The sequence below is a fragment of the Curtobacterium sp. MCBD17_023 genome (genome assembly GCF_003224415.1).
Taxonomy (GTDB): domain Bacteria; phylum Actinomycetota; class Actinomycetes; order Actinomycetales; family Microbacteriaceae; genus Curtobacterium.
On sequence record NZ_QKLJ01000009.1, the window covers coordinates 38,798 to 64,064 of the forward strand.

The following is a 25,267-nucleotide window of genomic DNA, read 5'->3' on the forward strand; positions in this document are numbered from 1 at the left end:
CGTACGTCGAGCGCCTGGCGGCACTGTGGGAGGTGTTGCTCGATCATGACGCGGCGCACGGGTCATCAGGTAATCCGGAATCACTATGCGCCGGTATAGCCTGCGGCTATGGCGCGCGTCTCGAACGACATCACCCTGCAGCAACTCCGGTACTTCATCGAGGTCGCGTCCGAAGGATCGATCAGTGCCGCCGCCGACCTGCTCTACGTCTCGCAGCCGACGATGTCGGCCGCGATGAAGGACCTCGAGACACGGATCGGTCGACCGCTGTTCACCCGATCCGCGCGCGGTGTCGTGCTCACCGTCGACGGCGTCGAGTTCCTCGGTTACGCGCGACAGGTCGTCGAGCAGGTCTCCCTCCTCGAGCAGCGCTACGTCGGGCGACAGGCGTCACGCCGACTGCTCGGGGTGTCGGCGCAGCACTACTCGTTCGCGGTCGAGGCCTTCGTCCGGATGGTCGAGACCGCAGACGCGGAGGAGTACGAGTTCTCGCTCCGGGAGACGCGCACGTGGGACATCATCGAGGACGTCCGCACGCTGCGGAGCGAGGTGGGCATCCTCTACCGCAACGACTTCAACCGGCAGGTCCTCGGCAAGCTGATGCGGGACGCCGGGGTCGTGTTCACGCCGCTGTTCGTCGCGCAGCCGCACATCTTCGTCGCCCGGCGGAACCCGTTGGCGTCCCAGGAGCGGGCGACCCTCGCCGACCTCGCAGAGCTCCCTCGGCTCACGTTCGACCAGGGCGCGAACAACTCCTTCTACCTGGCGGAGGAGATCCTGTCGACGATGTCGAGCAAGCGGGAGATCCGCGTCTCGGACCGTGCGACGATCTTCAACCTCATGATCGGCCTCGGCGGGTACACGATCTCGACGGGACTCATCAGTGACGACCTCGACCCCGAGATCGTCGCCATCCCCCTCGACGTCGACGAACGCATCGAGATCGGGTGGATCGCGCACGCCTCGGTCCCGCTCACCGTGCAGGCGCAGACGTACCTGGAGGAGCTGCGAGCCGTGGTCACCAGTTACGGCGTCGAGCCGCTCGGGTAGGCAGACCGCCGGACCACCCGCCTGACCACCCGTCGGACCACCCGCCGGATCGGCCCAGGCGTCAGGTCCGCGCTTCCGTGCGCCGCGGCTTCAACCGCTCGGGGGCATCGGTCGCCGGCGCCCACTCGCACGTGAACGTACCGCGGTAGCCGAACAGGAAGCCGAACACGCGGTTGCGCACCGCGAGGTCGACGTGGAATGCGCCGTCGTCCTCCGACCACCACTCGCGCAGGGCCGCGGCCGCTGAACAGCATCGGGAAGCGGAACGAGATCGGCCCCTCGTGGAAGCGTTGCTCGTCGGAGGTCAGCACGAGCCCGCCGCGTTCGTCCACCCGCAGGTCGAGATCGACCGCGAGGTGCTGGTGCGTCCCGAGGTAGTCGAGGACCCGGCCCTCCGACAGGACCATCGTCGCGTCGAACCGTGCCGGTCGGCCGGCGCGGGTGGCGTAGGTGCGGACGAACGTCACCGTCTCCCGCCCGAGGGCGTCCCGGTAGGGGTAGTTCTCGATCGTGAACGGCACGTCGGTGCCGACGTCGGGCACGAGGATGTTCCGCAGCCGCCCGATCTGCAGGAACGGCACGGTCCACCACGGCCCGCGGCGGATGGTCATCCTGCCCCGGCCCACGCAGGCCTCTGCGGCGTCGAGGCCGACGCCGAAGCGGCGCTGCATCATCGGGTGCAGGCGACGGAAGTCGGCACCCAGCGCTTCCTCGAAGACGGACGTCATGCCGGGCCTCCCGGCTCGGGCAGAGCCGCCACGGTGGCCGGCGCATCCTGCAGGTGGTCATCGCGTCGGCTGCCGCCGACCGGCGCGCGGAGCGTCCTGGAGGCCCGTGGCCGGTCCGGCCGCCAGACCTGCAGGGCGCTCGTGAGCGGCCAGGCCTCCGGTTCGGGCCCGCCCTCGAGCCAGATGCGGAGGCGGTCGAAGCTCCAGGCGGTCGCCCAGCCGAGGAGCGGCCGAACGAGGACGTCGAGGAAGCCCCACCCGGAGTCGTAGTCGTACCCGGTGAGGAAGCGTGTCCGTCCGTCCGCGGTGGGGACGTACCGCCAGTAGCCCCGGCCGGAGCGGATCGGGGAGAGGCGGTCGACGGTCGCGAAGCGGAGGGCGGACGTGCGCGAGCCGTCGGGTCGGCGGCGCTCGCCGAGGCTGACGCCGGTGCCGTGCACATCATGCAGAGCGGACTCGCGGACGTAGGTGAACCGCGTCACGCCCTCGTGGTCGGCGGGCTCGGGCAGGATCTCCGAGAAGCGGACGTCCCACCGGACATGCTGCTCCGGGTCCTGCGTGGCGTCCCAGACCCGCTCGAGTGGCGCGTCGATGACCGTCTCGACGTAGATGCCCCGACTCCCCACGTGCGGAGCGTAGCGCGATGTGTGCAGCGGTCACAGCCCCTCGACCACGTGCAGTCGTGCGGCGCCGTCGGCTGCGACCTGCGGGCTCTGTTGCCTTGCGGCAAGGCATGGATGGGGCTGGCGACATATGAACATGTCACCGTGGTTGATCCACATGTGTACGGTGAAGTATTGCGCGCGGAGGGACCGCGTTCGGGAGGGCTTCCATGTCGAAGTTGTTGATCACCGCCGCGGCCGTCGCGTGGACCGTTTCTGTTGGGTCAGTTGTGCCGACGGTGCCGGCCGAGGCTGCGTCGTCGGGTCCGCAGCAAGTGGTCGCGGCGGATCGGTCGCTGATCTCTGATCGGAACGTGATCGAGCTGTTCACGGGGCAGGGGCGGATCATCGCCGAGCACCCGGAGCTTGCGAAGTACGTCCCGGCTGGTGAGCAGCACTTGACTGCGGCGCAGATCTCGACGGTGGTTGGCGAGTACCGCAAGGCGTACCCGCAGTTCCATGATGAGGTCACGGTGCCGCTGCAGAGCGGCGACCCCTACCGGGTGCTCGACGCGCTGCACGCGTTCGAGACCGCGACCGATCGGATCGCTGATTCTGGCTCGGTCACCGCCACCGGCGACGGCAAGTGCGTCGTGGTCCTCGCCGTGGGGGTCTTGGTCTGGGCCGCTGTTTCCGTGTCAGTCAAATTCTGGGGGCCGAACTCCGCAGAGCACGATGCGGGTGCTGCATTCGCTGCTGAGCTGGCTCACACCCTGAGATGAAGCCACCAAAACCGCCCCTCTGGCCGTTCGTTGTGACGGTCGTGATGCTGATGAGCTGGACAGCGCTGAGTGTTGCGCAGTCGCTGTCACCGAATGCACTGTCCAGCCGAGAGCCCGCCGCCGCGGCGTTGCGGGATGCGGTGCTGGCGATCGCGCCTCAGCGATGGGAGTTCTTCACCGCTTCCCCACAGGGGCGTCAGTACGTCGCGTACCGCACCGGATCAGGCCGATCAGCCCTGTCGTTACCGCAGTCGAAGGCATCCAACTGGTTCGGTATCTCGCGCGCCCAACGCGCGCAGGGCCCTGAACTGGCGGCGCTCCACCAGCAGGTAGCGAACTGGGTCAAGTGCACTGACAAGGCTGCTTCCCACCGATGTCTCCAGCGGGCTGCGGAGGCGCGACCGCAGCCGTTGCGAAATGAGGCGAGGCGGAAGACCCTCTGCGGAGATCTCCTCCTTGCGCAGGAGAAGCCGACTCCGTTCGAGTTCCGCAGCTTCGACCTCCCGCAGTTCCGAGTGCTGCAGGCAGCGCGGGTGGAGGTTTCGTGCAACTGATCTTCGCCGAGGTCGTCGGACCTCGATTGCGTCGGACCGTCCGCGCATTCGACGTCCAGACCCTCACTTTCAGTACATTCCGGGCGACGCTTGCGTTGGCGCAGCTCATCACGCTGGTGACGACGCCGTACGACGCCTTGATGCAGACGCTGGTGGGCAGTGGCGCCGGCCCGATCTGCGACGGGCTGCGTCGCGCCTCCACTTACTGCATCGGTCAGTCGTTACCCGAGGAACTCGTCACCAGTGTGATGGTCCTCATCCTCGTGTGCGTTGCCGTCGGATTGCTGCCCACTGTGATGGCGATCCTCCACGCGTGGGTTGCATTCTCGATCGCTGCTTCAATCTCCCTTCCCGACGGAGGAGACCAGGTGGCTGCTGTCTGCGCGCTTCTCCTGATCGGCGTCAGTGTTGCCGATCGCCGACCGTGGGCTCTCGCGTCGCCACGGGGTGCTGCGTCCTGGCGTCGTCAAGTTGCCCTTGCTGGCTTGATGGTCATGCGGGTCCAGATCGCGACGATCTACTTCAACGCCGCGATCGCGAAGCTCTTCGCGCCTGATTGGGTGAACGGCACTGCCGAGTTCTACGTGCTGCGAGACCCCTTCTTCGGAGCGAGCGGGCCGTTCGCTCCGGTCCTCGAAGCTGCGACCACCAACGCCGCTGTGACCGTTGCTGCGACTTGGGGTGCGGTGCTGACTGAGCTCTCTGTTGGCGTGCTGATTCTCTGTGGCCCGCGGAGCCGGTCGCTCGCGATGGCGCTCTGCCTCGCACTGCACGGATCGATCATCATCGCGATGGGCCTGTGGAGCTTCGGCCTGATCATGATCGGGAGCGTCGGTATCGCCGCGATGCCGTACACGCCGCATGAGCGGGAACAGCAAGTGTGGACCGCCCTTCGGAAGAGGGCGGGCGAGAAGCCGAAGCGGCTCGTCGGAAGTGAGGCTGCCGTCCGATGAGGGACAAGAACCGGTGGCGCCCGTACTGGGCAACCTCCGCAGCGGCGCTCCCCGTCATCGCTGAAGTTGCAGCGTCCGCCTCGTGGTGGGAACGACTCCCCGATCGCATCCCCGTCACCTTCGATGCGGACGGCAGCCCGAGCGGGTATGCGACGCCGTTGAGTGCAGTCATCGCCCTCGCCGTCATCCAGGCCCCGTTCCTCACTGCGGCGGTGGGGTCCGCTTTCGCTCGGAACCGTCGGAAAGGCCAGGTTGCGTGCTCGGTGACGACAGGGTTCGTCGCAACCCTGGCCGCCAGCTGGCTGATCATGGCGAGCCTGTCCGCGCTGTCGCTCAGTTCGTCGGTGTGGTGGGCGCTCCTCGCCGGACCTGCATGGGCCGTCGTGCCGTACCTGCTGTTGCGAACTCGCGGGGTGTCGGGATGATCCGGAACGCGGGCATCGTCGGCACGTTCGTGTGTCTCGCGTACGGCACCGCTTGGGTGCTGCTGGGGTCGTCGGTTCGAGCTGGAGCGGACCTCTCAGATCCTGTGGGGAGTCCCGCGGCGCACACGGCGACCGTTGCGATGATGTTCACACCGGTGTCGGCCGCGCTGGTGGTCGCGGTCGTGATCCAGCGACGGCGCGGTCGAGCGCTCCTGACGGAACTCGGATTGACCGGGTTCTCCACGCGGCGGGCTTGGCGGTTCGCCGGTATCGGCATCGCTGGTGCGGCGGTGCTGGTCGTGGGCAGTTGGGGCCTCGGGCTGCTGTTCGGCTGGGTGGAACTGGATCCGGAGCGATCCGTCGCGAAGGGGTTGATCATCCGGGTCACCGGTGAGCAACCGCCTGTTCCGATGGCCGCGTTGGCTGCGCTCCAGCTGCTGAACCTCCCGATCGGGATGGCCGTGACGGCGGTCGCCGCGGCGGGGGAGGAGATCGGTTGGCGAGGCTGGCTGCTCCCGCGGTTGCTGCCTTTGGGCACCCCGTGGGCGCTGATCGTGAGTGGATCCATCTGGGGTGCTTGGCATGCTCCGGCGATCCTGCTCGGACTGAACTACGAACAACGTGATCTGCTCGGAGTCGTCATGATGACCGTCGCCTGTACCGGTGCTGGTGTGCTGATCGGTTGGTTGCGGCTCGTGAGCGGCTCCCTGCTGCCGTGCGTGCTCGCGCATGCGGCGCTCAACGTGTTCGCCACGTACCGATCCGCACTCTTCCCGCCCTTCGATCAGCGCCTTGTCGGACCCCTCTCGATCACCGGGTGGATGATCATGATCCTGCTGATCGCTGTCGGGGCGATACGTGTGGTTCATGCTCCGTCACGACGTCGTGACGGTGGCGAAGCGTAGGGATCGTCGCGAGAGCGACGAGCACTGCAAGGCACGGAACGCCGAGGCGAGGACGAGCCTCCTTGTCGGAGACTGCACCGTGGTTCGATGTCCCCATGCGCCTCCACGTCGAGCGGACCGGCCGAGGGCCGCGCGTTGCAGTGCTGCTCCACGGGATGACCGGATCGGCCGAGAGCTGGTGGCGGATCGCTCCGCTCCTGTCTGCTCGAGGGTTCCGGGTCCTCGCGGTTGACCTCCCAGGGCACGGTCGTTCCCCGCGGTGCTCGTCGATGAGCGTCGAAGACGTGGCCGAGGCCGTCGCCGAGACACTCATGGCCGGATCGGCGACCTGTCCAGCTCTGGCGGTCGGCCACTCGTTCGGAGGACTCGTGCTTGCCGCCGCTGTCGCCCGCGGACAGCTCGCACCCGAAGGGAGTGTCTTCGTCGACTCCCCGTTCTCCACGCGCGGTGGGTGGGACAGGGAGGAGGTGCAGGCGGAGTACGAGCAGGAACGAGCGCAACGGACGTACGAGGGACTGCTGGCGACGAAGCCGCACTACAGCCGTCGCGACTGCGACGTGGAGGCCCGTGCAGCTGCCCGGTTCGAACCCGCGACGGCCGCCGGGATCGCCGCGAGTGCTGGTGGGAGCTGGTTCCCCGCACCGCGGTCCATCGTCGTGCGTGCCGAGCCGAGCGAGTACGTCGATGGTCCGATGGTGGCGGCGCTGCTCGACGCCGACGTGCAGGTCCGGAGCATCACGGGAGCCTCGCACGCGGTCTGGTACAGCCACTTCGACGAGTTCGTCGCAGCCCTACCCGAGGTGTTCGGCTGAGCAACGGACGCAGTGGAACACCGACCCGGACCAGGTCGCCGGTACCAGCAAGCCGACGACGAGCACCCCAGCGCGGACGGGGCTCGCGGTGAAGACGACGTGCACGTCCGGGGTGGGGCGGGGTGCGCTACTCCGCGGGGACGGGCAGGATCCGCCGCCGTCCGAGGTCGTCCAGCAGCTCCACCAGCCGGTCCGCCGAGTCGTGGCACTCCGTGAACCCTGCCTGCCGGATCTTGATCAGCGACGAGACGTTGTCCCACGTCGAGTTCAGGATCATGTCCGCGAACCGCCAGTCGACCAGGTCGGCGTACGGGGTGGCGACGAGTCCGTGGCGCTCCCCCATGCGCTGCCACAGGTCCTCGCGGGAGGGCATCACCTGCGCGAGCTCCATCGACTGGGGTTCGGCGAGGTCGAGTCCGTGGTGCTCGGCGACGCGCTCGAACAGATGGCTCCAGCGCACCACGTCGCCGTTCGTGACGTTGAACGCCTCCCCGGCCGCGACGGAGGACGTCCCCGCCCAGTCGGTGGCACGAGCGAGGAGCTCGGCGTCGGTCATCTGGTAGAAGATGCCGTCGTACGTGGTGCGGGCACCGGGGAACCGCAGCGGCAGCCCGAGCTCCTTCGTCATGCTGACGTACGTCCCGATCGCCATGAGCAGGTTCATGGGCGTGCCCTGCGCGTACCCGATCACGGCCTCGGGGCGGAGCACGGTCATCGCGAACCCCCGGGATGCTGCGCGCTCCCGGAGCAGGTCCTCCTGGTCGTAGTAGAAGTTCGGGACCATGAGTCGCGGGTCGTCCTCCTTCGCCGGTGTCCTGAACCGACCGAGGTGTGCGCCGTAGTACTTCATGCCCTGGTAGAGGGTGACGTGGCGGAGTGGTGCATCGAGCCGATCGAGGGCGTCGAGCGTATTCTCGAGGAGCGCGACGTTCGGGGCGATCTGCTCGGCGAGGTCGGCGTGCTCCACGTAGGCGGCGAACGCGAGGCGCGTGGTGTCGGCGGCCGGCCGGAGTCCGTCGACCGCTGCGTCCGCGTCGGACAGGTCGACGGGCAGGTGGTCCCAGCCGGACACGGGGCCCTGCGGAGCGCGGCGACTGGCACCTCGCGTGCGGACACCACTGCGGGCGAAGTGCTCCACGACGCTGCGCCCGACGACGCCGCCGGCCCCGACGACGAGGACCGCGTCGCCGTCGTCGGCTGGTGTCCCGGAGGCGGGGGATCCGTCGGCCATGGTGCTGCTCCTGTCGGGTGGCGAACGCGGCGCGGCTCCTGCCGCGCCGGTGCCGATCCTGCCCCGCCGACCCCGGCCGGAGCCCAGGAACGCCCGGCACCCAGGAACGGCCGGCACCGAGGAACGGCCAGCACCGAGGAACGGCCGGACGGGAGGCGGTGGTCCCTCCGCGTCGACCCGTGCCGGTCAGTTGATGCAGGTGCCCTTCGCCCCGTACGCGTCGCCGACCGGCTTCGACGGTGCGGGTGCAGGTTCGGCTGCGTGGCTCGCAGCGGAGGGCGCTGCTGCCGGCGCGCTGCTCGCTCCGTCAGCCGGTGCCGGTGCAGGTGTCGAGACGGTGTGCCCGTCGGTGCCGAGGACGAGCGTCACCCCGCTCACCGTCGTCGACACGACCGGCGTGGCGCCGGGCACGACCGCTGCGACCGCTTTCGCCTGCGCTTCCGTTCCCGCGGGGTACTCGACGACGGTCGTGCTGGTGCTCGGGGCGTCGCCGGGCGCTCCGACGACGAACCCCTTCGCGGTCAGCGCGCTCGACGCCGTCGTGGCACCGCCCGGGGTCCCGGCGCCGTTCAGGACCGAGACGTGCACGGTCGAGGGATCAGCTGCCGACGCCGCGGTGTACGCGGCAGGCGGCCCGACGATGTCCTGGATGAAGGCGGGCATGGCGGCGAAGTCGACGGCCACCGTCGCGTACCCGTCGATCGTCGGGGTGCCGGCCGTGGGGATCGTGGTCGAGCGGATGGCGGACAGGTCGATGTGGCTGAACGTCGAGACCAGGTCGGGGATGCTCAGTGTGTCGTCGACCTGCACCGCGTCGCCGACGCCGTGCAGCAGGTCCGCGACCTTCACCGGGTTCAGGAGCGTGCGCGCCGACAACGCCTCCCGGGCCTCCTGGGAGAGGAAGTACTGCTGTCGGACCTCGCGGTCCAGGTCACCGCGCGGCAGCCCGTCACGTTGCCGGACGAAGGACAGGGCCTGGGACGCGTTCAGGGTCGATCGTCCCGCGGGCAGGTCGACGCCGGAGTTCGTGTCGTGGGCTGCCTGGTTCAGACAGACGTCGATCGGCCCCAACGCCTTGACGAGCTGGTAGAAGCCCAGGAGCGACACCCGCACGAAGTGGTCGATGGTGAGGCCGCTGGTGTTCTCGATGGTCTGGATGAGGAGCTTCATCCCGCCGGCGTCACCGCCGCCGTCCGCGGCTCCGTCGGAGAACGCGCTGTTCAACTTGAAGGTGCCGTGGCCGGGGATGGGGACCCAGGAGTCGCGGGGGAACGAGATCATCGTCGCGCTGCCGCCGTCCGCGGGGATGTGCAGCACGATCATGGTGTCGGTGTTGGTCGCGCCGTCGTCGAGCTGGGTGCTGAGCTCGGCGAGTTCCTGGGGCGTGGCGTCGGCCGGGCGGTGGTCGTCACCGATGAGCAGGATGTTCTGGGCCTTCCCGTCGGCGTCGTCGGCCGCGTCCTCGCCCGTGGAGCCGTCGGGAGCGGACTGCGCGACGTGCACCTTGGTGAGACTCGAGTCGAGCTGTTCGTACGACCACGCCGCGTAGCCACCGGTCAGGAGCAGCGCCATCGTGAGGGCACCACCGATGGTCGGCAGGACGAGACGACGGCGGCGCTGCCGCCCGTGCCGGACAGGGCCGCCGAGGGCGGTGGCGCGGGGTTCGGTGGGCATCGGGTTCCCTCGATCGTGTTCGGTGGCAGGAGGAGCAGTCTCACATCGGGACGATCCGGGGACATCCGTGGGACCACGGGTTGCGCATGTGGGTCCTCGCAGCCACGGGACCTCACGGATCGGTGCTGGCCATCGGTCTGACGGTCCTGGTCGCCCAGCTCGTCGCGATCGTCGCGATCGTCGTCAACGGGGTCACCGGGCTCGTCACCTCGCTGTTCCAGGCCGCTCTGCTCGTCACCCCGGCGATCGTGATGTCGATGGCGCAGGGGATCCTGTTCATCTCGATCGTCCTGCTCGGCGACCTGTGGTTCGGACTCGCGGGCATCATCTGGGCGCTGACCCGCACCGAGGTCCTGGTCGTCCTGGCCGGGGTCGGCATGTGGCTGGCGTCGCGCGGCCGGATCGACCGCGGGCCCGCGGCGGGCAGCGATGAGCGCGCGGAGGCCGCGCTGGAGCAGGCCACCGTGAGACGGGGTGCTCGGCCGGGAGGCGCGGGTGCGGCAGGCGGGGCCAGCGCCCCTCAGGGGCGGGTGCCGCTCCGTGCCACCCCGCTGCGCTCGCGGGCGAGCAGCGCGTAGCCGTCGAGCGTGGTCCACGCGCCCTTGAACCAGTCGGCGTCGACCTGCCTCGACTCCTGTCGGAATCCCGAGTGGGTCAACAGCCGTGCGACCGCGTCGTTGCGCAGATCGCAGAACGCGACGACCCGGTGGGCGTGCTCGTCGTCGAAGAGGTGGTCGAGCAGAGCCGCCAGTGCTTCGGTTGCGATCCCGCGGCCCTGCGATGACCGTGCCAGGGTCACGCCGACCTCGAAGGTGTCCGGCTGTTCCTCGAGGCGGTGCAGCGCGAGGTCGCCGAGGAGCACGTCGGACCCGGTCTCGCGGACGGCGAGCTGCAGCCAGGACCCGGACGACGGGAGCCGCCCGTCGGGCTGGTCGGCGACCAGGCGCTCGGCGTCCGCCCGGGAGTAGTCGGTGTCCCACGACTGGAACCGAGCCACATCGGGGTCGCGTCGGTACTCCGTGAAGGCGTCGATGTCACGTTCCGCGAGCGGCTCGATGCTCAGGCGGGCGGTCGTCAGCGTCAGTTCGGTGTTCCTCGGAGCCATGCGCCGAGGCTAGCGGGGGACCGGGGCGGGCTCGGCGCCGGACAGCGTCACGAGGAGAAGGCGACCGTCCCGAACCCGATCCACGCGAGACCGATGCCGACCAGGGTCGCGAGGCTCGAGACGCCGGTCGCGACGACGGCCGTCACCGGCTGCCTCCACCTCCGCAGCGATCGCCCCGAGATCCACAGTGCTACGACGGAGACGGGCAGCGAGCCGATCAACACGAGGGCCTGCAGGGTCGCGCTGGCGCCGGCCGCCGCTGTCGACAGCTGCCCGCCGGCCTGGTCGAACATGGACGGCGGGGTGTCGCGCTGCGGGCCGAGGGCGCCGGTGGTGACGAGAACGGCACACCATGCGACGACCAGGAGGATCGCGATCAGCGCGCCGACGTCGGGTTGCCTCCGATGCGCGTCCGCACGTGTCGTCATCGGCCGACCACCACCGCATGCGCGTCGGCGAGGGCGTCGGTGTCGTCGACGGACCGGTCCCGACGCGGCCCGATCCGACGCCACGTCGCGATCGCTGCAGCGGCTCCGGCAGCGATCGCGATGCCGAGGGAGAGCGACGGGTCGGCGCCCGACATCCACCACGCCATGGCGAGCGACGACGTCACCGCGCCGAGCACGCCGGCCAGTGCCGCGTGTGCTGCCGTGTGGACCGCGCGGGAGCGCACCCGCTGCAGTGCCCGGCCGAGCAGGTGCGTGAACGGCGCGGACAGGACGGCGCCGAGGAGAGCCAGCGCGTCGGTGACGACGACGAACAGGAGGCTCCACCACACCCATGAGAGAGCGTCGGGAGCGGTGCCACTGGTGACGGCGACGATCGCGGGGACGGCCGCTGTGCCGACAGGGACGGTCACCGCGGCCATCCAGAGGAAGCTCCGGCCGATGAGTCCGACGGTGTCGCGGATGTCCCAGGTGTCCATGCACCTCACTCTGCGGTGTAGCGCCCGCGGATCGGCCGCGATCCGCCGGAACGAGACCGAACAGCAACCTCGGCAGCACCACCGCGACGGCACCGACACGCCGGAGCTCGGAACTGCTCGTCAGGATCGCGCGGAAGCGGCCATTGGGGGGCGCTTCCCGCCCGTCGTCACACCGGTGGGGCTGAGCGCTCGTTCACGGACGGCTGTGACAGCGCCGGGGTGTGGACAGGAAACGTCCTCCCTGCGGACCCCGCACCGTGACGCGCCTACCGTGAGGGCGTCATGACAGCCGAACACCGCAGACCCGCCGAGCCCGATGCGGCTCCGTCCGTCGCCCACCACACGGCGCACCACGCTGCGCCCGCTGATGCGTCGAAGCCCGCGCAGACCGACGACCGCAGCTCCGGCGACCAGCCGGACCCGAACCGCTGGAAGGCGCTCGTCATCTGCCTGCTCGGCGGGGGCATCGTCCTGCTCGACGTCTCGATCGTCAACGTCGCGCTGCAGTCCATCTCGACGGGGTTGCCCGGCACCACGCCCGAGGCGGTCCAGTGGATCCTGTCCGGGTACGCGCTGTCCTTCGGCCTGCTGCTCGTGCCCGGTGGACGACTCGGTGACGCCACCGGCCGACGTCGGATGTTCGTCATCGGGGTCGGCCTGTTCACCCTGGCGAGCGCCCTCTGCGGCTTCGCACCGAACGGCATCGTCCTGGTCGTCGCCCGTCTGCTGCAGGGCCTGGCCGGCGGCCTGCTCACGCCGCAGGTCACCGCGCTCATCCAGCAGCTGTTCCGCGGCAAGGAGCGCGGCACCGCGTTCGGACTCTTCGGCGCCACCGTCGGCATCGCGACCGCGATCGGCCCCCTGATCGGCGGTCTGCTCATCACGGCGTTCGGCACCGAGAACGGCTGGCGGTTCGTCTTCTTCGTGAACCTGCCCGTCGGACTCGTCACGATCCTCCTGGCCTTCCGGTACCTGCCCGCACCGAACGGGGACGAGCGGGGGAAGAAGCACGACTTCGACCCCGTCGGCATCGTGCTCCTCGGTGCCGCCGTGGTCGCCCTGCTGCTGCCGTTCGTGCAGTCGCAGGAGTGGAAGGGGAACGCGAAGTGGTGGCTCATCGTCGTCGCCGTCGTGTTCGGCGTGCTGTTCGTCCTGTGGGAGCGGCACTACGGGCGGACGAAGGAGCCCGTGGTCGACCTGCGGCTGTTCCGCCGCCGGTCGTTCTCGCTCGGCGTCGGTCTGGCGACGGTGTACTTCGCCGGCTTCACCCCGCTGTTCTTCGTCCTGACGCTCGCACTGCAGTCCGGCCTGCACTACTCCGCGCTGATGGCCGGACTGGCGTCGATCCCGTTCGCCATCGGCTCGGGCATCGCCTCGACCGTCGGCGGCCGCGTCGTGCACCGCTTCGGTCGGCAGCTCATCGTCATCGGGACGATCCTCGTCCTCATCGGGCTCGGCGCGGTCGTCTGGGTGGTCGCGAACCACTTCGAGTCGGACCTGGGGTGGTGGCTCGTCCTGCCGCTGCTCGTCGCCGGCATCGGGTCCGGGCTCACCATCTCCCCGAACCAGACCCTCACGCTCTCCGAGGTGCCGGTCGAGCAGGGCGGATCGGCGGGCGGGCTGATCCAGGTCGGCGCCCGCGTCGGCTCCGCGATCGGGATCGCAGCGGTGGGCAGCGTGTTCTACTCCACGCTCGCGAGTTCGCGCGGCGACTACGCGCAGGGCCTGCCACTCGGCCTCGCGGTGTCGCTCGGGTTCGTCGCGGTGGCGCTGGTCGCCGGGATCGTCGACGTGGTCGTCGGGAAGCGACACGGCACCGCGGCGTCGGTCTGACGCCGCGCACACTGCACCCGGATCCGGACATCGACGCGCACCGACCGGCCACGGCGTTGACTGACCCGGTCACACGACTGGAGGACACATGAGCAAGACCTGGTTCATCACCGGAGCATCCAAGGGCTTCGGCCGCGAGTGGGCGGAAGCAGCACTCGAACGCGGCGACTCCGTCACCGGCACGGCCCGCAACCTCGACGACGTGCAGGACCTCGTCGACCAGTACCCGGACACGTTCCTCGCGCTCCGGCTCGACGTGACCGACCGCGCCGCCGACCGCGATGCCGTCGCCCGTGCCGCGGAGCACTTCGGGTCGCTCGACGTCGTCGTCAACAACGCCGGCTTCGGCCACTTCGGCATGGTCGAGGAACTCAGCGAGGACGAGCTCCGCGCCCAGCTCGAGACCAACCTGTTCGGCGCCGTGTGGGTCACCCAGGCGGCACTGCCGATCATGCGCGAGCAGGGCTCCGGGCACGTCATCCAGGTGTCGAGCATCGGCGGCATCAGCGCGTTCCCGACGGTCGGCGCCTACCACGCGTCGAAGTGGGCACTCGAGGGCCTGTCGCAGTCGCTCGCCCAGGAGGTCGCGGGCTTCGGCATCTCCGTCACCCTCATCGAGCCCGGCGGGTTCTCCACCGACTGGTCCGGCCCGTCCTCGAAGCACAGCGAGGAGAACCCGGCCTACGCCGAGGTCCGCGAGGCCGCGGCGAAGCGCCCCTCGGCGGCCGACCCGGGCAAGCCGGAGGCCACGCGGGCCGCGATCCTGAAGGTCGTCGACGCCGAGCAGCCCCCGCTCCGGGTGTTCTTCGGCAAGGCCCCGCTCGGCATCGCGGAGCGTGACTACGAGTCGCGCCTCGCGACGTGGCGCGAGTGGCAGCCCGTCGCCGAAGCGGCACACGGCGCCTGACCGGCTGCCGCATCAGGACGGGAGGCACGGTGGCGGGCCGGCACCGTGCCTCCCGTCCGTCGTGACCCGGCCACGCACGCCGCGGACCTGAGCCGACACCGGACCGCCGACGCGTACCGTCGGGGACACACGACGGAGCGACCCGGAACGCGATCTGCACCCGGACCCCGCCGCGGGCACGGCCTCGCGCTGCTGCCCGCCCCCGCGCGGCCGACCGCCTCGCCGCGCCAGCGCCACCGACCAGGAAGCGACTCCCATGTCCCAGAACAACACCCTCATCCGCAGCATGCACGACCTCGGCCTCGCCGCCTGGTTCGGCGGCAACCTCATGGGTGCCACCGGGCTGAACGGCGCCGCCGCCGGCGCGAAGGACCCCGTCGAGCGCCTCACCCTGTCGAGCGTCGGCTGGGGCAAGTGGGCACCGGTGCAGCTCGCCGCGCTCGCGGTGCACGGCATCGGCGGCATCGGCCTCATCGTCGCCAACCGCGACCGCCTCGGCGTGCAGCAGGGCGCCCGCACGAACACGGGCATCAAGCTCGTGCTGACCGGTGCGGCCCTCGTCACGACCTTCTGGTCGGCCTCGGTCGGCAAGAAGATGGCCGAGCACGCCCGCGAGGGCGCCGAGGGCACCACCGAGCCGAGCGCCGACGCGTCGGGCACGCTGAAGGCGGCGCAGCGGCAGCAGAAGATCCTGCAGTGGGCGACCCCGGCCCTCACCGGCGTGCTCCTCGTCATGGGTGCGCAGCAGGGGGAGCAGCAGCGGTCGAAGGCCGGCATCCTCGACAAGTGGCGTCGCTGACCGACTCGGTCCGGTGACGGACGGGAGGCGCGGTGCCGGCTGGCACCGCGCCTCCCGTCCGTCGTGCGGTGGCCCCGGCTACCAGCCGCCGGACCGGACCGCGTGCGGTGTGAGTGCGTGTTGCAGGGCCAGGCTCGCAGCGCCGCCCGCGGCGGCGTCGAGTCCGGGGTCGGCGAGTTCGACCAGGACCCCGTGGATGCCCCGGGTGCGGGCGAACCGCTCGACCTGCTGTCGGATCTCCCGGACGTAGATCGCGCCGGCCTCCGCGAAGCCGGGGCCGGCGAGCACGATGCGGTCGAGGTCGAGGACGTTCACGACCGACAGCGCCGCCGCAGCGAGGTAGCGCGCTGATCGCTGGATCAGTGCGTGGCAGTCGACGTCGCCCTGCGCGGCTGCCTGGGCGATCCGGTCGAAGTCGACACGGAAGCGCTGGGCGTCACCCGTCAGGCCGAGGCGTGCGGCGAGGTCCGCGTCTGCTGCGGCCACGACGGCCCGCGGTGCCGCGAGCATCTCGAGGCACCCGCGTGCGCCGCACCAGCACTCCGGCCCGTCGATGTCGACGATCGTGTGACCGATCTCACCCACGTTCGACGACGCTCCCCGCGCGATGCTGCCGCCGACCATGATGCCGAGACCGAAGCCGTTCGACATGTAGAGCGTCGCGAAGTCCTGCGTGGACGGCACCCGCCCGGCCCAGTACTGGCCGAGGGCGGCGCACGCAGCGTCGTTGTCACGCACGACGGGGAGGCCGATGCGGGGCTCGAGCGCCTCGGGCAACGCGAAGGACTCCCACTCCGTCGCGGTGAGGGAGTGCCGTTCCGCTCCGGCGCCGAGGTCGAGGCCGGCTCCGGCGACCCCGACGCCGACGACGGATTCGAGGGGGATGTCCAGCTGCACGAGGAGTTGCCCGAGTTCGCGGGCGATGCGCACGACGTCCTCACCGGGCGCGTCCTGCTCGATGCCCGGCGACACCAGACGTCCGACGACCGCACCGGCCAGGTCCGTGACCACGTAGGTGAGTCGGCCGGCGTCGAGGGACACCCCGACGGCGAACCGTCCGGTGGTGTTGAGCTCGAGCAGGCTGCTCCGTTTGCCGCCGGTGGAGTCGAGGAAACCGACCTCCACGACGAGTCCCTCGTCCAGGAGGGTCTTCACGATGCGCGTGATGGACGTCGGCGTCAAGCCGGACCGTGCTGCGAGTTCTGCGCGGGTGACGGTCCGGCCCGAGCGCACCATGTCGAGCACGGCGCTCCGGGTGGCCGCCGAGGACGGCCCGAGCCGCCGGCCGGTCACGTCGTCTCCCGGGGCACGACGACCGGAGCGGGCATCGCGACCGCTGGCAGGACCGCGTCGTCGACGGCCCGCACGGCCGCCTCACCGAGCACGGCGCCGATCTCCCGACCACGGCGGTCGATCGCGGTGATCGGGAGGCTCGCACTCTGACAGACGAGCGAGTCGCTCCGGCAGATGAGCGCGACGTCCTCCGGGACGCGGATGCCCGCCTCCCGGAGACCGGTGAGCACCGCGACCGCGTCGTGGTCGCCGTCGACGACGAGGACCGTCCGACCGCTCCCGTCGGCTCCTGCGCCGATCCGGAGGCAGGTCCCGACGACGTCGTCCGTCCGGACGACCTCGGTGACGGTGTCGTCCGGTCCGAGCTCGTCCCCGAACGGTTCGGCGGGTGCCGTGCCCGTCACCGAGACGCGGCGCTCGGCGGGGTAGCCGTCGAGGTACGCCGCGAGGGCCGCGGACGACGCTGCACGGTCGACGACCACCGCCGGGAAGTCGACCGGGAGCGTCGACGGAGCGAGCGCCACGAAGGGCATGTCGATCTGCCGGAGGAGCGCCGGGCGCGGGTCGTCGCGCGACACCTCGAGCAGGATCACGCCGGCGACCCCTCCGGTCCGCGCCCAGAGGCGGTAGACCCGGAGCTCCGCGTCCTCGTCCGCCACGGACCGGGTCACGAAGCGCTTCCCCGCGGCGACGAGCGGGCCGGCGATGGCCCGGACGACGGCTCCGGCAACCGGGTCACGGTCGTGCCCCTGCCGGATGACGAGCCCGATGGAGGCTCCCTGGTGGCTCATGCGGGTCCCTCCCGTCGTCCGGTCCGATGCGTGGGCACCGGGGACGGCACCGCAGGACAGCAGTCTGCCGGATCGTGCACCGGCTCGAGGCGCGCACGGGTGCGCCTACTTGAGCGCACCGGCCGCCATCCCCCGTTCGAACTGCCGCTGGAGCGCGATGTAGGCGACGATCGTCGGGATCGCCGTGATCACGGACGCGGCGAGGATCTTCGGGGTGTCGTCGTTGTACTGCCGTCGGAAGAACTCGGGCAGTTGCGTGACCACCCCCAGCCCGTCGTCGATGAGGAAGACCTTCGGCAGCAGGTACGAGTTCCAGGCGTAGATGAGCACCAGCATCATCAGTGCCACCGCCATCGGTCGGGACAGCGGGACGAGGATGGACCAGAACACGCGCCAGGTGCTCGCGCCGTCGATCCGCGCCGCCTCGAACAGTGCGTCCGGGATCCCGTCGACGTACCCACGGGCGATGAGCACCGTGAACGGGATCTGCAGCGCGGCGATCGGCAGGATCACCGACCAGTACGTGCCCAACAGCCCGAGCCGTACCGCCGTCGTGTAGAGCGGAGCGATCAGGACGACCTCGGGCAACGTGAGCGCCGCCATCATGAGCCAGAAGTAGACCTCCTTGCCACGGACCCGCAACTTCGAGAAGCCGAACGCCGCCATGAGGGTGGCGAGGTAGACGATCACCATCGACGTGGCGGCGATGACGATCGTGTTGAGGAAGAACTTCGGGAAGCCGGGGACCTGCACGACGGCGAGGTAGTTCCGCCAGCCGGCGCCTTCGAAGCTCGTCTGCAGCATCGCGATGAGGGGCACCACGAACGGCACGACGGCGAGCGTCAGGACGAGTTGGAGGACGATCCTGGATCGTCGGGAACGGGTCTCAAACACCGGAGGTCTCCTTGCGACGGCGCACGGGTCGCGCGACGCGTTCGCGTCCGCGCATCTGCATGAGGACGGACACCGCGACGGCGATCACGAGGACGAGGATCGACAGGGCGGAGGCGAACCCGAGGTTCCGGTCGCTGCTCGCGGTCTCGGCGTAGATCATCGTGCCGAGGAACTCCGACGAGTGCGCCGGTCCGCCCTGCGTGATGAGCCAGGGGTTGTCGAACAACTTCAAGGCGGTGATGAAGTTGAGGATGGCGAGGGACACGATCACGGGTCGGAGGCTCGGCATGACGATCGAGAAGAGGACGCGGAGGTTCCCCGCACCGTCCAGTCGACCGGCCTCGACGAGCTCCGGGTCGACCTGCGCCATCCCCGCGTAGAGCAGGATGAAGCCGTACCCCACCGCGCCCCAGCAGCCGACGAGGACGACGACGACCAGGGACGTGGTCGACTGACCGACCCACGACTGCTCGAGCCCGGAGAGTCCGAGCCATCCGAGGACGTGGTTGACGGTGCCGTCGCTCTGCCAGACCTGCAGCTGCGCCGGCGCGAGGGTGGCCGGCGCGACCACCACGGGGATGACCACGAGCACCTTGTAGACGTTGGCGAAGCGGATCGACGAGTGCATCGCGGCTGCGAAGAGCGTCCCGCCGACGACCTGTACCGCGAACACGACGATGAAGTACACGAGCGTGTTCCGCAGCGCGCCCCACAGCACGGGGTCCTGCACCGCCTGGACGTAGTTGCCGAAGCCGACCGGCGTCATCAGTGCCCGACCGCCGGGCCAGTCGAAGAAGGAGAGGTAGCCCGAGTAGACGATGCTGTAGTAGATCAGACCGACCGAGATGACGAAGCCGGGCAGGATCCAGCGGAGTCCGCCGGGCAGGACGAGGGGGCGTCGACGCCGGGGGCGTCCCGCCCCCGGCGTCCGGCCGGCGCGGACGCCGGGCCGGACGGACGAGGAGGTGTCGATCACGATCGCGCCGTCCCGCTGCGGTCGGCCCGGCTCACTTCGTGCCGACCTTGCTGGCCACCGACGCCGCTTGCTGGTCGTCGGCGATGTCCTGGATCGACTTGTCCACCGAGGGGTCGAGCACCTGCTGCGTCGCGACGACGATCGCGTCGAGTGACTTCTCGGTGGCCTGCCACTGGCGGGACTCGCTCGCCTCGCTGCTGTCCTCGATGAGCTTCTCGATCGCCGGACGCTGGACGGACTCGTCCACGAGCTGGATGGAGTCCCAGTCGGGGCTGACGCCCTTGACCGCGGGCAGGAGGTCGATCGCGTTGGCCACGTTCTGCTGACCTTGCTTGTGGAGGGTCATCCAGGACACGAACGTCTTCGCGGCACCGATGTGCTCGGACGCCGAGTTGATCGCGATCCCGTAGTCGGCCTCGCTGAAGTACGCGGAACCGTTGCCCTTCCCGGCGACGTCCGGGAAGGCCGCCGGCAGCTGCACGAAGCACTTCGGACTGCTGACGCCGGCGGCCTCCATCGCGGCCTTGCACGAGTCGGCTCCGGCGTACTGCGTGTACCAGAAGCCCATCTGGACCATGGCCGCGTCGCCCTTCATGAACTCGTTGTTCGCGAGGGGGTACTGCGGGCCGTCGAGAGCGTCCTTCGGGATGATCCCGTCGTCCTGCATCTTCTCGATGATCCGGAGGACCTCGATGCCGTTCGCGTCGTTCCACTTCGCCTTGCCGGTGGACGCCTTGATGAACCAGCCCGGGGCGACCGAGTTCGCGATCGCGTGGTACATGTCCGTCGGGAACGTGTCGCTGCCGCCGGCGCCCATCGTGAAGCAGGTCTTGCCGATCGCGGTGACCTTCTCGCAGGTGTCCACCCATGACCGGTAGTCGGTGGGGACATCCGCGCCGGCCTCGTCGAGGACGTCCTGGTTGTACCAGAGGAACCCGGCTGACATCCCGCCCAGCGGCAGTGAGACGAACCGTCCGTCCGAGCTGGTCAGCTGCTCGACGTAGTCACCGCCGATGTCGTCCTTCCACCCGGCACCGAGCGTGCTCTTCGCGAGCGAGCTGAGGTCGAGCGCGTACGGTCCCCACAGGTCGGGCGACCCGCCGGCCGGCGAGAGGTCGAAGACGTCCGGACCCTTGCCGGAGTCGAGCGCCGGCGTGATCGTGTTCCGGTAGTCGACGTTCTCGAAGTTCTTGTACGTGACCTCGATGTCGGGGTACTGCTCGTTGAAGGCCTCGATGTACCGCTCGGCCACGGGGGTGTCCGGCGTCCACCCCCACCACGTCACCGAGCCCTTCTTCGCCGGCTTGACGTCCTCCCCGGTGTTCCCGGGGGACCCGGAGCAGCTGGTGATGAGCAGAGCGGCGGTCGCGGCGAGGGCCGCGGCGGTCAGGATCCGCGTTCGCTTCATTGTTCTTCCTTCACGTCGTTGTGCTGGGGGTGCACCGAGGTGCCCGTTCGGCGGCGAGCCTACGGACGCCGCTCCGCCCGCGCAAGAGTTCGAACCTATTTGTCACGAACTCGCCCAGGCCGACAGTGTGGCCGGTGCGTGCTCTCCGCCGCCGCGAAGCGCGACTTAGTTGCACAGTGTTCATGACGGCACTAGCGTTGCCCCCGCCTGGCACGAAGGCACCCGCTTCACCGACGAAAGGACCCTTCCGTGGCCATCGAATCCGTCCTCCTCAACGTGCGCGACGTCGCGCAGTCCGCGGAGTTCTACACGCGTCACCTCGGCGCGACCGTCATCTCGTCCTCGCCCGACGCGGCCGAACTCGACCTCGTCACCGCGCGCTTCGTGCTCACCCGCGTCGACGCGCCAGCGGAGTCCACGTGGATCGGCGACGACCTGCAGCGCGGCTTCCGGCACGTGGGCTTCAAGGTCGCCGACCTCGACGCCCGCGTCAGCGCGTTGCACGACGCCGGCGTCCCGTTCCACCTCGAGCCGATCAACGCCGAAGGCGGCGTGCGCATCACGTTCTTCTTCGACCCCGACGGGACGCTCCTCGAGCTCGTCGAAGGACCGTTGCAGTACCACGAGGTCCACGACCAGCAGGCCGTGGACCGGGACTGGGGTCTCGGCGAACCGGACCGACCGCGTTTCGACCACGTGGCCGAGACCGTCGCGGACATCGACCGGACGACCGAGTTCTTCGCCGAGCTCGGCTACGTCCGCATGGCGGGCATCCACCAGCCGAGTGACGACCGGGGCTTCGAGATCACCTTCCTCCGGGCCGGCGACAGCTCGCTCGAGGTCTTCACCTACGACCGTGCGGAGAAGCAGGAGCGGACGCCGCAACTCGACGCCCTCGGGTTCGCCGCCGTGGCCTTCGGAGCGACCGGGACCGAGTCGGCCCGCGCGGCAGGGGCGGGCGGCGGCAGCGTCGCCCTCGCCGTCGGCACCCTGCTCGGCCAGGACGTCCGCACGGACCCGGACGGTCTTCCGTTCATCGTCGCATCGGCATGAGCGCCGGTCTCCTCCGACCTCTCGGTCGCACGGGACTGCTCGTCAGTCCGGTCACCCTGGGCGGGGCCCCGCTGGGCAGCATGCCCGAGAACTTCGGCCACGAGGTCGCCGAGGCGGACGCGGTCGCGCTCGTCGGCGCGGTGCTCCGCAGCGGCATCCGGACGATCGACACGGCCAACGGGTACTCGGACGGCCGGAGCGAAACCCGCATCGGTCGCGCGATCGCCGAGTCCGGTGGTGTCCCCGACGACGTCACCGTCATCACCAAGGTGGACGCGCGGGACGGCGACTACAGCGGGGACCGCGTCCGCCGGTCGATCGCCGAGAGCATCGAGCGCCTCGGCATCGCCCCGCTGCCCCTGGTGCACCTGCACGACCCGGAGTTCCACGACTTCGGCGCGCTGTCCGGCCCCGGCGGAGCGCTCGAGGCGCTCGTGGCCGCGCGGGAGCGGGGCGAGGTCGAGCACATCGGTCTCGCCGGTGGGAACGTGCACGAGATGCGCCGCTGGCTCGACCTCGGGGTGTTCGAGGTCCTGCTCGTCCACAACCGCTGGACGGTCGTCGACCGGAGCGCCGGACCGCTCCTGGACCGGGCCGCGGAACTCGGCGTCGGCGTCGTCAACGCCGCCGTGCTCGGCGGCGGGATCCTCGCCGACGAGACCGGGCGGACGACGTCGTACGGGTACCGCCCGGCGCCGCCCGCGACCCTGCGCGCGATCACGGCGATGCGCGACCTCTGCCACGACGCCGGGACGACGCTCGCCGCAGCGGCGCTGCGCTTCTCGACCCGTGATCCGCGCTTCGCCAGCACGATCGTCGGGATCAGCCGGCCGGAACGCATCCGGCCGACCCTCGACGCCGCCGACCTGGACCTGCCGGACGCCTTCTGGGAGTCCCTCGAGGACCTGGTCCCCACCCCCGACAACTGGCTCGACGCGCCGGACGCGCGCTGAGCCTCCAGACCGGCCGCCAGGCCACCACCGACCCAACGAAACCGAGGCCCACATGCCACTCGTCCGCATCGACATGCACACCCCCCTCGCCGACCTCCGACCGCAGATGAGCGAGGCGATCAACTCCGCCCTCGCCGACGGCTGGGGGATGCCCGCCGACGACCTGTTCCAGGTCTTCCAGCTGCACGAACCCGGTGACCTGTTCTACAGCCGCACCTTCCCCGAGGCCGACCGGACGGACATCGTCTTCGTCGAGATCCTCGCCTACACCGGGTACTCGCCCGAGGTGAAGCAGCGCGGCGCCGCCCTCGTCGTCGACCGCCTCGCCGCCCTCGGCATCAAGCGCGACAACGTCCTGATCGCGATCCACGAGAACGGCGACGGCGACTGGCTCGCCCCGTCCGCGGTGCAGTGACCATGCGTCGGAGCGACCTGCCCGCCGACTTCGTCCTCGGCGCCGCGACCGCCTCGTACCAGATCGAGGGGGCGACGCAGGCGGACGGCCGCGGCGCGAGCATCTGGGACACCTTCGCCCGGGTACCCGGCGCGATCGCCGACGGGTCCACCGGTGACCCGGCGGACGACCACTACCGCCGGATGCCGGAGGACGTGTCGCTCATCGCCGACCTCGGCTTCGACGCGTACCGGTTCTCGATCGCCTGGCCGCGTATCCAGGCCGACGGCACCGGCCCGGTGAACCCCGCCGGCATCGACTTCTACCGGCGGCTCGCCGAGGGGCTCCTCGAGCGGGGCGTCACTCCCTGGGCGACGCTGTACCACTGGGACCTCCCGCAGGCGCTCGAGGACCGCGGAGGGTGGCTCGAACGGGACACCGCCGCACGCTTCGCCGAGTACGCAGCGCTCGTGACCGAGCAGCTCGGCGACGTGGTCACCGACTGGATCACCCTGAACGAGCCCTGGTGTTCGTCGTTCCTCGGCTACGCCAGCGGGGTGCACGCACCGGGGCGGCACGAGGGAGCCCGGTCCGCGCAGGCGGCACACCACCTCCTGCTCGGGCACGGACTGGCGCTGGAGGCGGTCCGGGCGACGCGGCCCGAGGCCCGGGTCGGCACGACGCTGAACCTGTACTCGGTGCGTCCGGCGTCGGACTCCGCCGAGGACCGCGACGCCGCACGCCGGATCGACGGCCTGAGCAACCGCTTCTTCCTCGACCCGGTGTTGCGGGGGAGCTACCCGGCCGACGTGCTCGAGGACCTCGGGCAGACGTCGTGGTTCGCCGAGCACGCCACCGCGGAGGACCTGCAGCGGATCGCCGCGCCGATCGACTTCCTCGGCATCAACTACTACAGCCGGCACACGGTGGCGGCGCCGGCCGACGACGACGGGGCTGGCACCACGGAGCCGAGCGCCTACCCCGGCAGCGAGGGGGTGCGGTTCGTGCGGACCGGGGCAGCGGTGACCGGGATGGACTGGGAGGTCCACCCGGACGGCATGGTCGACGTCCTACGGCAGGCGCACGAGCTGGCGCCGGAACTGCCGCTGTACATCACGGAGAACGGGTCGGCGTACCCCGACCCGGACCACGTCGGGCCGGAGGGTGAGGTCGTCGACCCCGACCGGACGGCGTACCTCCGCGCACACCTCGGAGCGTGCGCAGCGGCCGTCGACGCCGGGTTGCCGTTGCGCGGGTACTTCGCGTGGTCGTTGATGGACAACTGGGAGTGGGCCTGGGGCTACTCACGGCGGTTCGGCATCGTGCACGTGGACTACGAGACGCAGCAGCGGACCGTCAAGCAGAGCGGGCACTGGCTCGCGGCGTTCCTCCGCGACGCGGACTGACCCGCGGTCACGCGAGCCGTCCGCGTCGCAGTCCAGCGGGGACGGCGACGACGGACGGGAGGCGCGGTGCCGGCTGGCACCGCGCCTCCCGTCCGTCGTGCGGTCGACGGCCCGACGCACTCATCGCCCCGGCAGCGCCACCACCCGGTCGTGGTCCCACGGCTCGGTCCACCCGACCCGGTCGAACAGACCGTCGAGCAGTGTCGCGGTGAAGCCCCAGACGACGTGCGAGCCGGATCCGGTGTGGACCGTGAAGGCCGGGCTGCGCCACTCCCGGCCGTCGCGGTGGAAGACCGTCACCCCGCGGTTCGCGGGGTCGAGGAGGTCGGCGACCGGTGCACGGAACACGGCGGCCGACTCCGCCTCGTCCACCACCCGCACCGGTGACGGCGCTCGCCACCACCCGAGCACCGGCGTCACCAGGTGCCGTGAGAACGCCAGCGGCACCGGAGCCGCGGTCCCGAGCACGTCGACGCCCGCGACGTCCAGGCCGGTCTCCTCTCGGGCCTCCCGGAGCGCTGCCGCCACCGCGTCAGTGTCACCGGGGTCGACACGGCCGCCCGGGAAGGCGACCTCGCCCGCGTGGGACCGCAGGGTCGCGGCGCGCGCGAGCAGGAGCACGTCCAGGTCCCGCGCGACGTCACCGGCCCGGGCCGGGCGCTCACTCGGCACCTCGTCGAGCACGCCGAACAGCATGAGCACGGCGGCACGTCGCGGTGACGGTGCCGTGGGCATCCCTGTGACGAGCGGCGCCGCGCCGGGGGCGACGGCCGTCGCGAGTCGGTCGCGCGCGCTCACGGGGTCCTCGGAGCGG

The 25,267-nt window shown here is 70.4% G+C and carries 27 protein-coding genes and 1 pseudogene; 15 read left to right on the forward strand and 13 right to left on the reverse strand.

What is annotated here, in order from left to right; genetic code table 11:
* The first annotated feature begins 108 nt into the window (after positions 1 to 108).
* Positions 109 to 1,050, forward strand: a complete 942-nt coding sequence (locus DEI84_RS11115) for a LysR family transcriptional regulator (protein ID WP_110890871.1) — start codon at positions 109 to 111, stop codon at positions 1,048 to 1,050.
* A 61-nt stretch (positions 1,051 to 1,111) separates the two neighbouring features.
* Here the strand turns inward: DEI84_RS11115 and DEI84_RS15975 are convergent.
* Positions 1,112 to 1,778, reverse strand: a pseudogene (locus DEI84_RS15975) (DUF4166 domain-containing protein).
* Complete coding sequence (locus DEI84_RS11125; protein WP_258371763.1) at positions 1,775 to 2,404, reverse strand: SRPBCC family protein; 630 nt, start codon at positions 2,402 to 2,404, stop codon at positions 1,775 to 1,777. The pseudogene DEI84_RS15975 and the gene DEI84_RS11125 overlap by 4 nt, the downstream one beginning before the upstream one ends.
* A 206-nt stretch (positions 2,405 to 2,610) precedes the next feature.
* On the opposite strand from DEI84_RS11125, the gene DEI84_RS11130 reads away from it, so the two are divergent.
* The 6 genes from DEI84_RS11130 to DEI84_RS11155 all read left to right on the forward strand — a co-directional run bounded on the left by DEI84_RS11130 (position 2,611) and on the right by DEI84_RS11155 (position 6,811).
* Positions 2,611 to 3,162, forward strand: a complete 552-nt coding sequence (locus DEI84_RS11130; protein ID WP_110890872.1) for a hypothetical protein — start codon at positions 2,611 to 2,613, stop codon at positions 3,160 to 3,162.
* Positions 3,159 to 3,716: an SdpA family antimicrobial peptide system protein gene (locus DEI84_RS11135; protein WP_110890873.1), complete on the forward strand. Its 558-nt coding sequence runs from the start codon at positions 3,159 to 3,161 to the stop codon at positions 3,714 to 3,716. Before DEI84_RS11130 ends, DEI84_RS11135 begins: the two co-directional genes overlap by 4 nt.
* Positions 3,707 to 4,669 (forward strand): sporulation-delaying protein SdpB family protein, encoded by a 963-nt coding sequence (locus tag DEI84_RS11140; protein WP_181420427.1) that lies wholly within the window; start codon positions 3,707 to 3,709, stop codon positions 4,667 to 4,669. The genes DEI84_RS11135 and DEI84_RS11140 overlap by 10 nt, the downstream gene beginning before the upstream one ends.
* Positions 4,666 to 5,094, forward strand: a complete 429-nt coding sequence (locus tag DEI84_RS11145; protein WP_110890875.1) for a DUF1648 domain-containing protein — start codon at positions 4,666 to 4,668, stop codon at positions 5,092 to 5,094. Before DEI84_RS11140 ends, DEI84_RS11145 begins: the two co-directional genes overlap by 4 nt.
* Positions 5,095 to 5,234: 140 nt before the next feature.
* Positions 5,235 to 5,999 (forward strand): CPBP family intramembrane glutamic endopeptidase, encoded by a 765-nt coding sequence (locus DEI84_RS11150; protein ID WP_181420428.1) that lies wholly within the window; start codon positions 5,235 to 5,237, stop codon positions 5,997 to 5,999.
* Between the two features lie 95 nt (positions 6,000 to 6,094).
* On the forward strand, positions 6,095 to 6,811 hold the full coding sequence (locus tag DEI84_RS11155; RefSeq protein ID WP_110890877.1) for an alpha/beta fold hydrolase: 717 nt from the start codon (positions 6,095 to 6,097) through the stop codon (positions 6,809 to 6,811).
* Between the two features lie 127 nt (positions 6,812 to 6,938).
* Here the strand turns inward: DEI84_RS11155 and DEI84_RS11160 are convergent, their stop codons facing one another.
* Positions 6,939 to 8,042 carry an SDR family oxidoreductase gene (locus tag DEI84_RS11160; protein WP_110890878.1) on the reverse strand — a complete coding sequence of 368 codons (1,104 nt, stop codon included), beginning with the start codon at positions 8,040 to 8,042 and terminating at the stop codon, positions 6,939 to 6,941.
* 186 nt (positions 8,043 to 8,228) lie between these two features.
* Complete coding sequence (locus tag DEI84_RS11165; protein WP_110890879.1) at positions 8,229 to 9,716, reverse strand: LCP family protein; 1,488 nt, start codon at positions 9,714 to 9,716, stop codon at positions 8,229 to 8,231.
* Between the two features lie 122 nt (positions 9,717 to 9,838).
* Here DEI84_RS11165 and DEI84_RS11170 point away from each other — a divergent pair, with 122 nt between their 5' ends.
* The gene (locus DEI84_RS11170) at positions 9,839 to 10,294 is read left to right on the forward strand and encodes a hypothetical protein (protein ID WP_146236354.1); all 456 of its coding nucleotides are present in this window, start codon (positions 9,839 to 9,841) and stop codon (positions 10,292 to 10,294) included.
* On the opposite strand, the gene DEI84_RS11175 is transcribed toward DEI84_RS11170, so the two are convergent.
* The 3 genes from DEI84_RS11175 to DEI84_RS11185 are packed head-to-tail and all read right to left on the reverse strand — an operon-like array spanning position 10,237 to position 11,746.
* Positions 10,237 to 10,821, reverse strand: coding sequence for a GNAT family N-acetyltransferase (locus DEI84_RS11175; RefSeq protein ID WP_110890881.1), 585 nt, complete (start codon positions 10,819 to 10,821; stop codon positions 10,237 to 10,239). The two genes, DEI84_RS11170 and DEI84_RS11175, sit on opposite strands and share 58 nt — an antisense overlap.
* A gap of 47 nt (positions 10,822 to 10,868) precedes the next feature.
* Entirely contained in the window at positions 10,869 to 11,249 is a 381-nt protein-coding gene (locus DEI84_RS11180) for a hypothetical protein (RefSeq protein ID WP_110890882.1), read from the reverse strand.
* The gene (locus DEI84_RS11185) at positions 11,246 to 11,746 is read right to left on the reverse strand and encodes a hypothetical protein (protein WP_110890883.1); all 501 of its coding nucleotides are present in this window, start codon (positions 11,744 to 11,746) and stop codon (positions 11,246 to 11,248) included. The genes DEI84_RS11180 and DEI84_RS11185 overlap by 4 nt, the downstream gene beginning before the upstream one ends.
* Before the next feature lie 282 nt (positions 11,747 to 12,028).
* Between DEI84_RS11185 and DEI84_RS11190 the strand changes: the two genes are divergently transcribed.
* The 3 genes from DEI84_RS11190 to DEI84_RS11200 all read left to right on the forward strand — a co-directional run bounded on the left by DEI84_RS11190 (position 12,029) and on the right by DEI84_RS11200 (position 15,285).
* Entirely contained in the window at positions 12,029 to 13,579 is a 1,551-nt protein-coding gene (locus tag DEI84_RS11190) for an MFS transporter (RefSeq protein WP_110890884.1), read from the forward strand.
* An 88-nt stretch (positions 13,580 to 13,667) separates the two neighbouring features.
* The gene (locus DEI84_RS11195) at positions 13,668 to 14,486 is read left to right on the forward strand and encodes an SDR family oxidoreductase (RefSeq protein ID WP_110890885.1); all 819 of its coding nucleotides are present in this window, start codon (positions 13,668 to 13,670) and stop codon (positions 14,484 to 14,486) included.
* Between the two features lie 256 nt (positions 14,487 to 14,742).
* Entirely contained in the window at positions 14,743 to 15,285 is a 543-nt protein-coding gene (locus DEI84_RS11200; protein WP_110890886.1) for a hypothetical protein, read from the forward strand.
* Between the two features lie 78 nt (positions 15,286 to 15,363).
* On the opposite strand, the gene DEI84_RS11205 is transcribed toward DEI84_RS11200, so the two are convergent.
* The 5 genes from DEI84_RS11205 to DEI84_RS11225 form a co-directional block, all read right to left on the reverse strand.
* Positions 15,364 to 16,578 (reverse strand): ROK family transcriptional regulator, encoded by a 1,215-nt coding sequence (locus tag DEI84_RS11205; RefSeq protein WP_258367602.1) that lies wholly within the window; start codon positions 16,576 to 16,578, stop codon positions 15,364 to 15,366.
* Complete coding sequence (locus tag DEI84_RS11210) at positions 16,575 to 17,369, reverse strand: substrate-binding domain-containing protein (RefSeq protein WP_110890887.1); 795 nt, start codon at positions 17,367 to 17,369, stop codon at positions 16,575 to 16,577. Before DEI84_RS11210 ends, DEI84_RS11205 begins: the two co-directional genes overlap by 4 nt.
* A 105-nt stretch (positions 17,370 to 17,474) precedes the next feature.
* Positions 17,475 to 18,263 carry a carbohydrate ABC transporter permease gene (locus tag DEI84_RS11215; protein ID WP_110890888.1) on the reverse strand — a complete coding sequence of 263 codons (789 nt, stop codon included), beginning with the start codon at positions 18,261 to 18,263 and terminating at the stop codon, positions 17,475 to 17,477.
* A complete protein-coding gene (locus DEI84_RS11220) occupies positions 18,256 to 19,239 on the reverse strand; it encodes a carbohydrate ABC transporter permease (RefSeq protein ID WP_110890889.1) in 984 nt (327 codons plus the stop codon). Before DEI84_RS11220 ends, DEI84_RS11215 begins: the two co-directional genes overlap by 8 nt.
* Positions 19,240 to 19,270: 31 nt before the next feature.
* Positions 19,271 to 20,647 carry an ABC transporter substrate-binding protein gene (locus DEI84_RS11225; RefSeq protein ID WP_110890890.1) on the reverse strand — a complete coding sequence of 459 codons (1,377 nt, stop codon included), beginning with the start codon at positions 20,645 to 20,647 and terminating at the stop codon, positions 19,271 to 19,273.
* Positions 20,648 to 20,896: 249 nt separating this feature from the next.
* On the opposite strand from DEI84_RS11225, the gene DEI84_RS11230 reads away from it, so the two are divergent.
* The 4 genes from DEI84_RS11230 to DEI84_RS11245 are packed head-to-tail and all read left to right on the forward strand — an operon-like array spanning position 20,897 to position 24,453.
* On the forward strand, positions 20,897 to 21,700 hold the full coding sequence (locus DEI84_RS11230) for a VOC family protein (RefSeq protein ID WP_110890891.1): 804 nt from the start codon (positions 20,897 to 20,899) through the stop codon (positions 21,698 to 21,700).
* The gene (locus DEI84_RS11235; protein WP_110890892.1) at positions 21,697 to 22,653 is read left to right on the forward strand and encodes an aldo/keto reductase; all 957 of its coding nucleotides are present in this window, start codon (positions 21,697 to 21,699) and stop codon (positions 22,651 to 22,653) included. The genes DEI84_RS11230 and DEI84_RS11235 overlap by 4 nt, the downstream gene beginning before the upstream one ends.
* A gap of 52 nt (positions 22,654 to 22,705) precedes the next feature.
* Positions 22,706 to 23,068 carry a tautomerase family protein gene (locus DEI84_RS11240; RefSeq protein ID WP_110890893.1) on the forward strand — a complete coding sequence of 121 codons (363 nt, stop codon included), beginning with the start codon at positions 22,706 to 22,708 and terminating at the stop codon, positions 23,066 to 23,068.
* 2 nt (positions 23,069 to 23,070) lie between these two features.
* On the forward strand, positions 23,071 to 24,453 hold the full coding sequence (locus tag DEI84_RS11245) for a GH1 family beta-glucosidase (protein ID WP_181420429.1): 1,383 nt from the start codon (positions 23,071 to 23,073) through the stop codon (positions 24,451 to 24,453).
* 120 nt (positions 24,454 to 24,573) lie between these two features.
* Here the strand turns inward: DEI84_RS11245 and DEI84_RS11250 are convergent, their stop codons facing one another.
* The gene (locus DEI84_RS11250) at positions 24,574 to 25,188 is read right to left on the reverse strand and encodes a CoA pyrophosphatase (protein WP_110890913.1); all 615 of its coding nucleotides are present in this window, start codon (positions 25,186 to 25,188) and stop codon (positions 24,574 to 24,576) included.
* Positions 25,189 to 25,267: the final 79 nt, after the last annotated feature.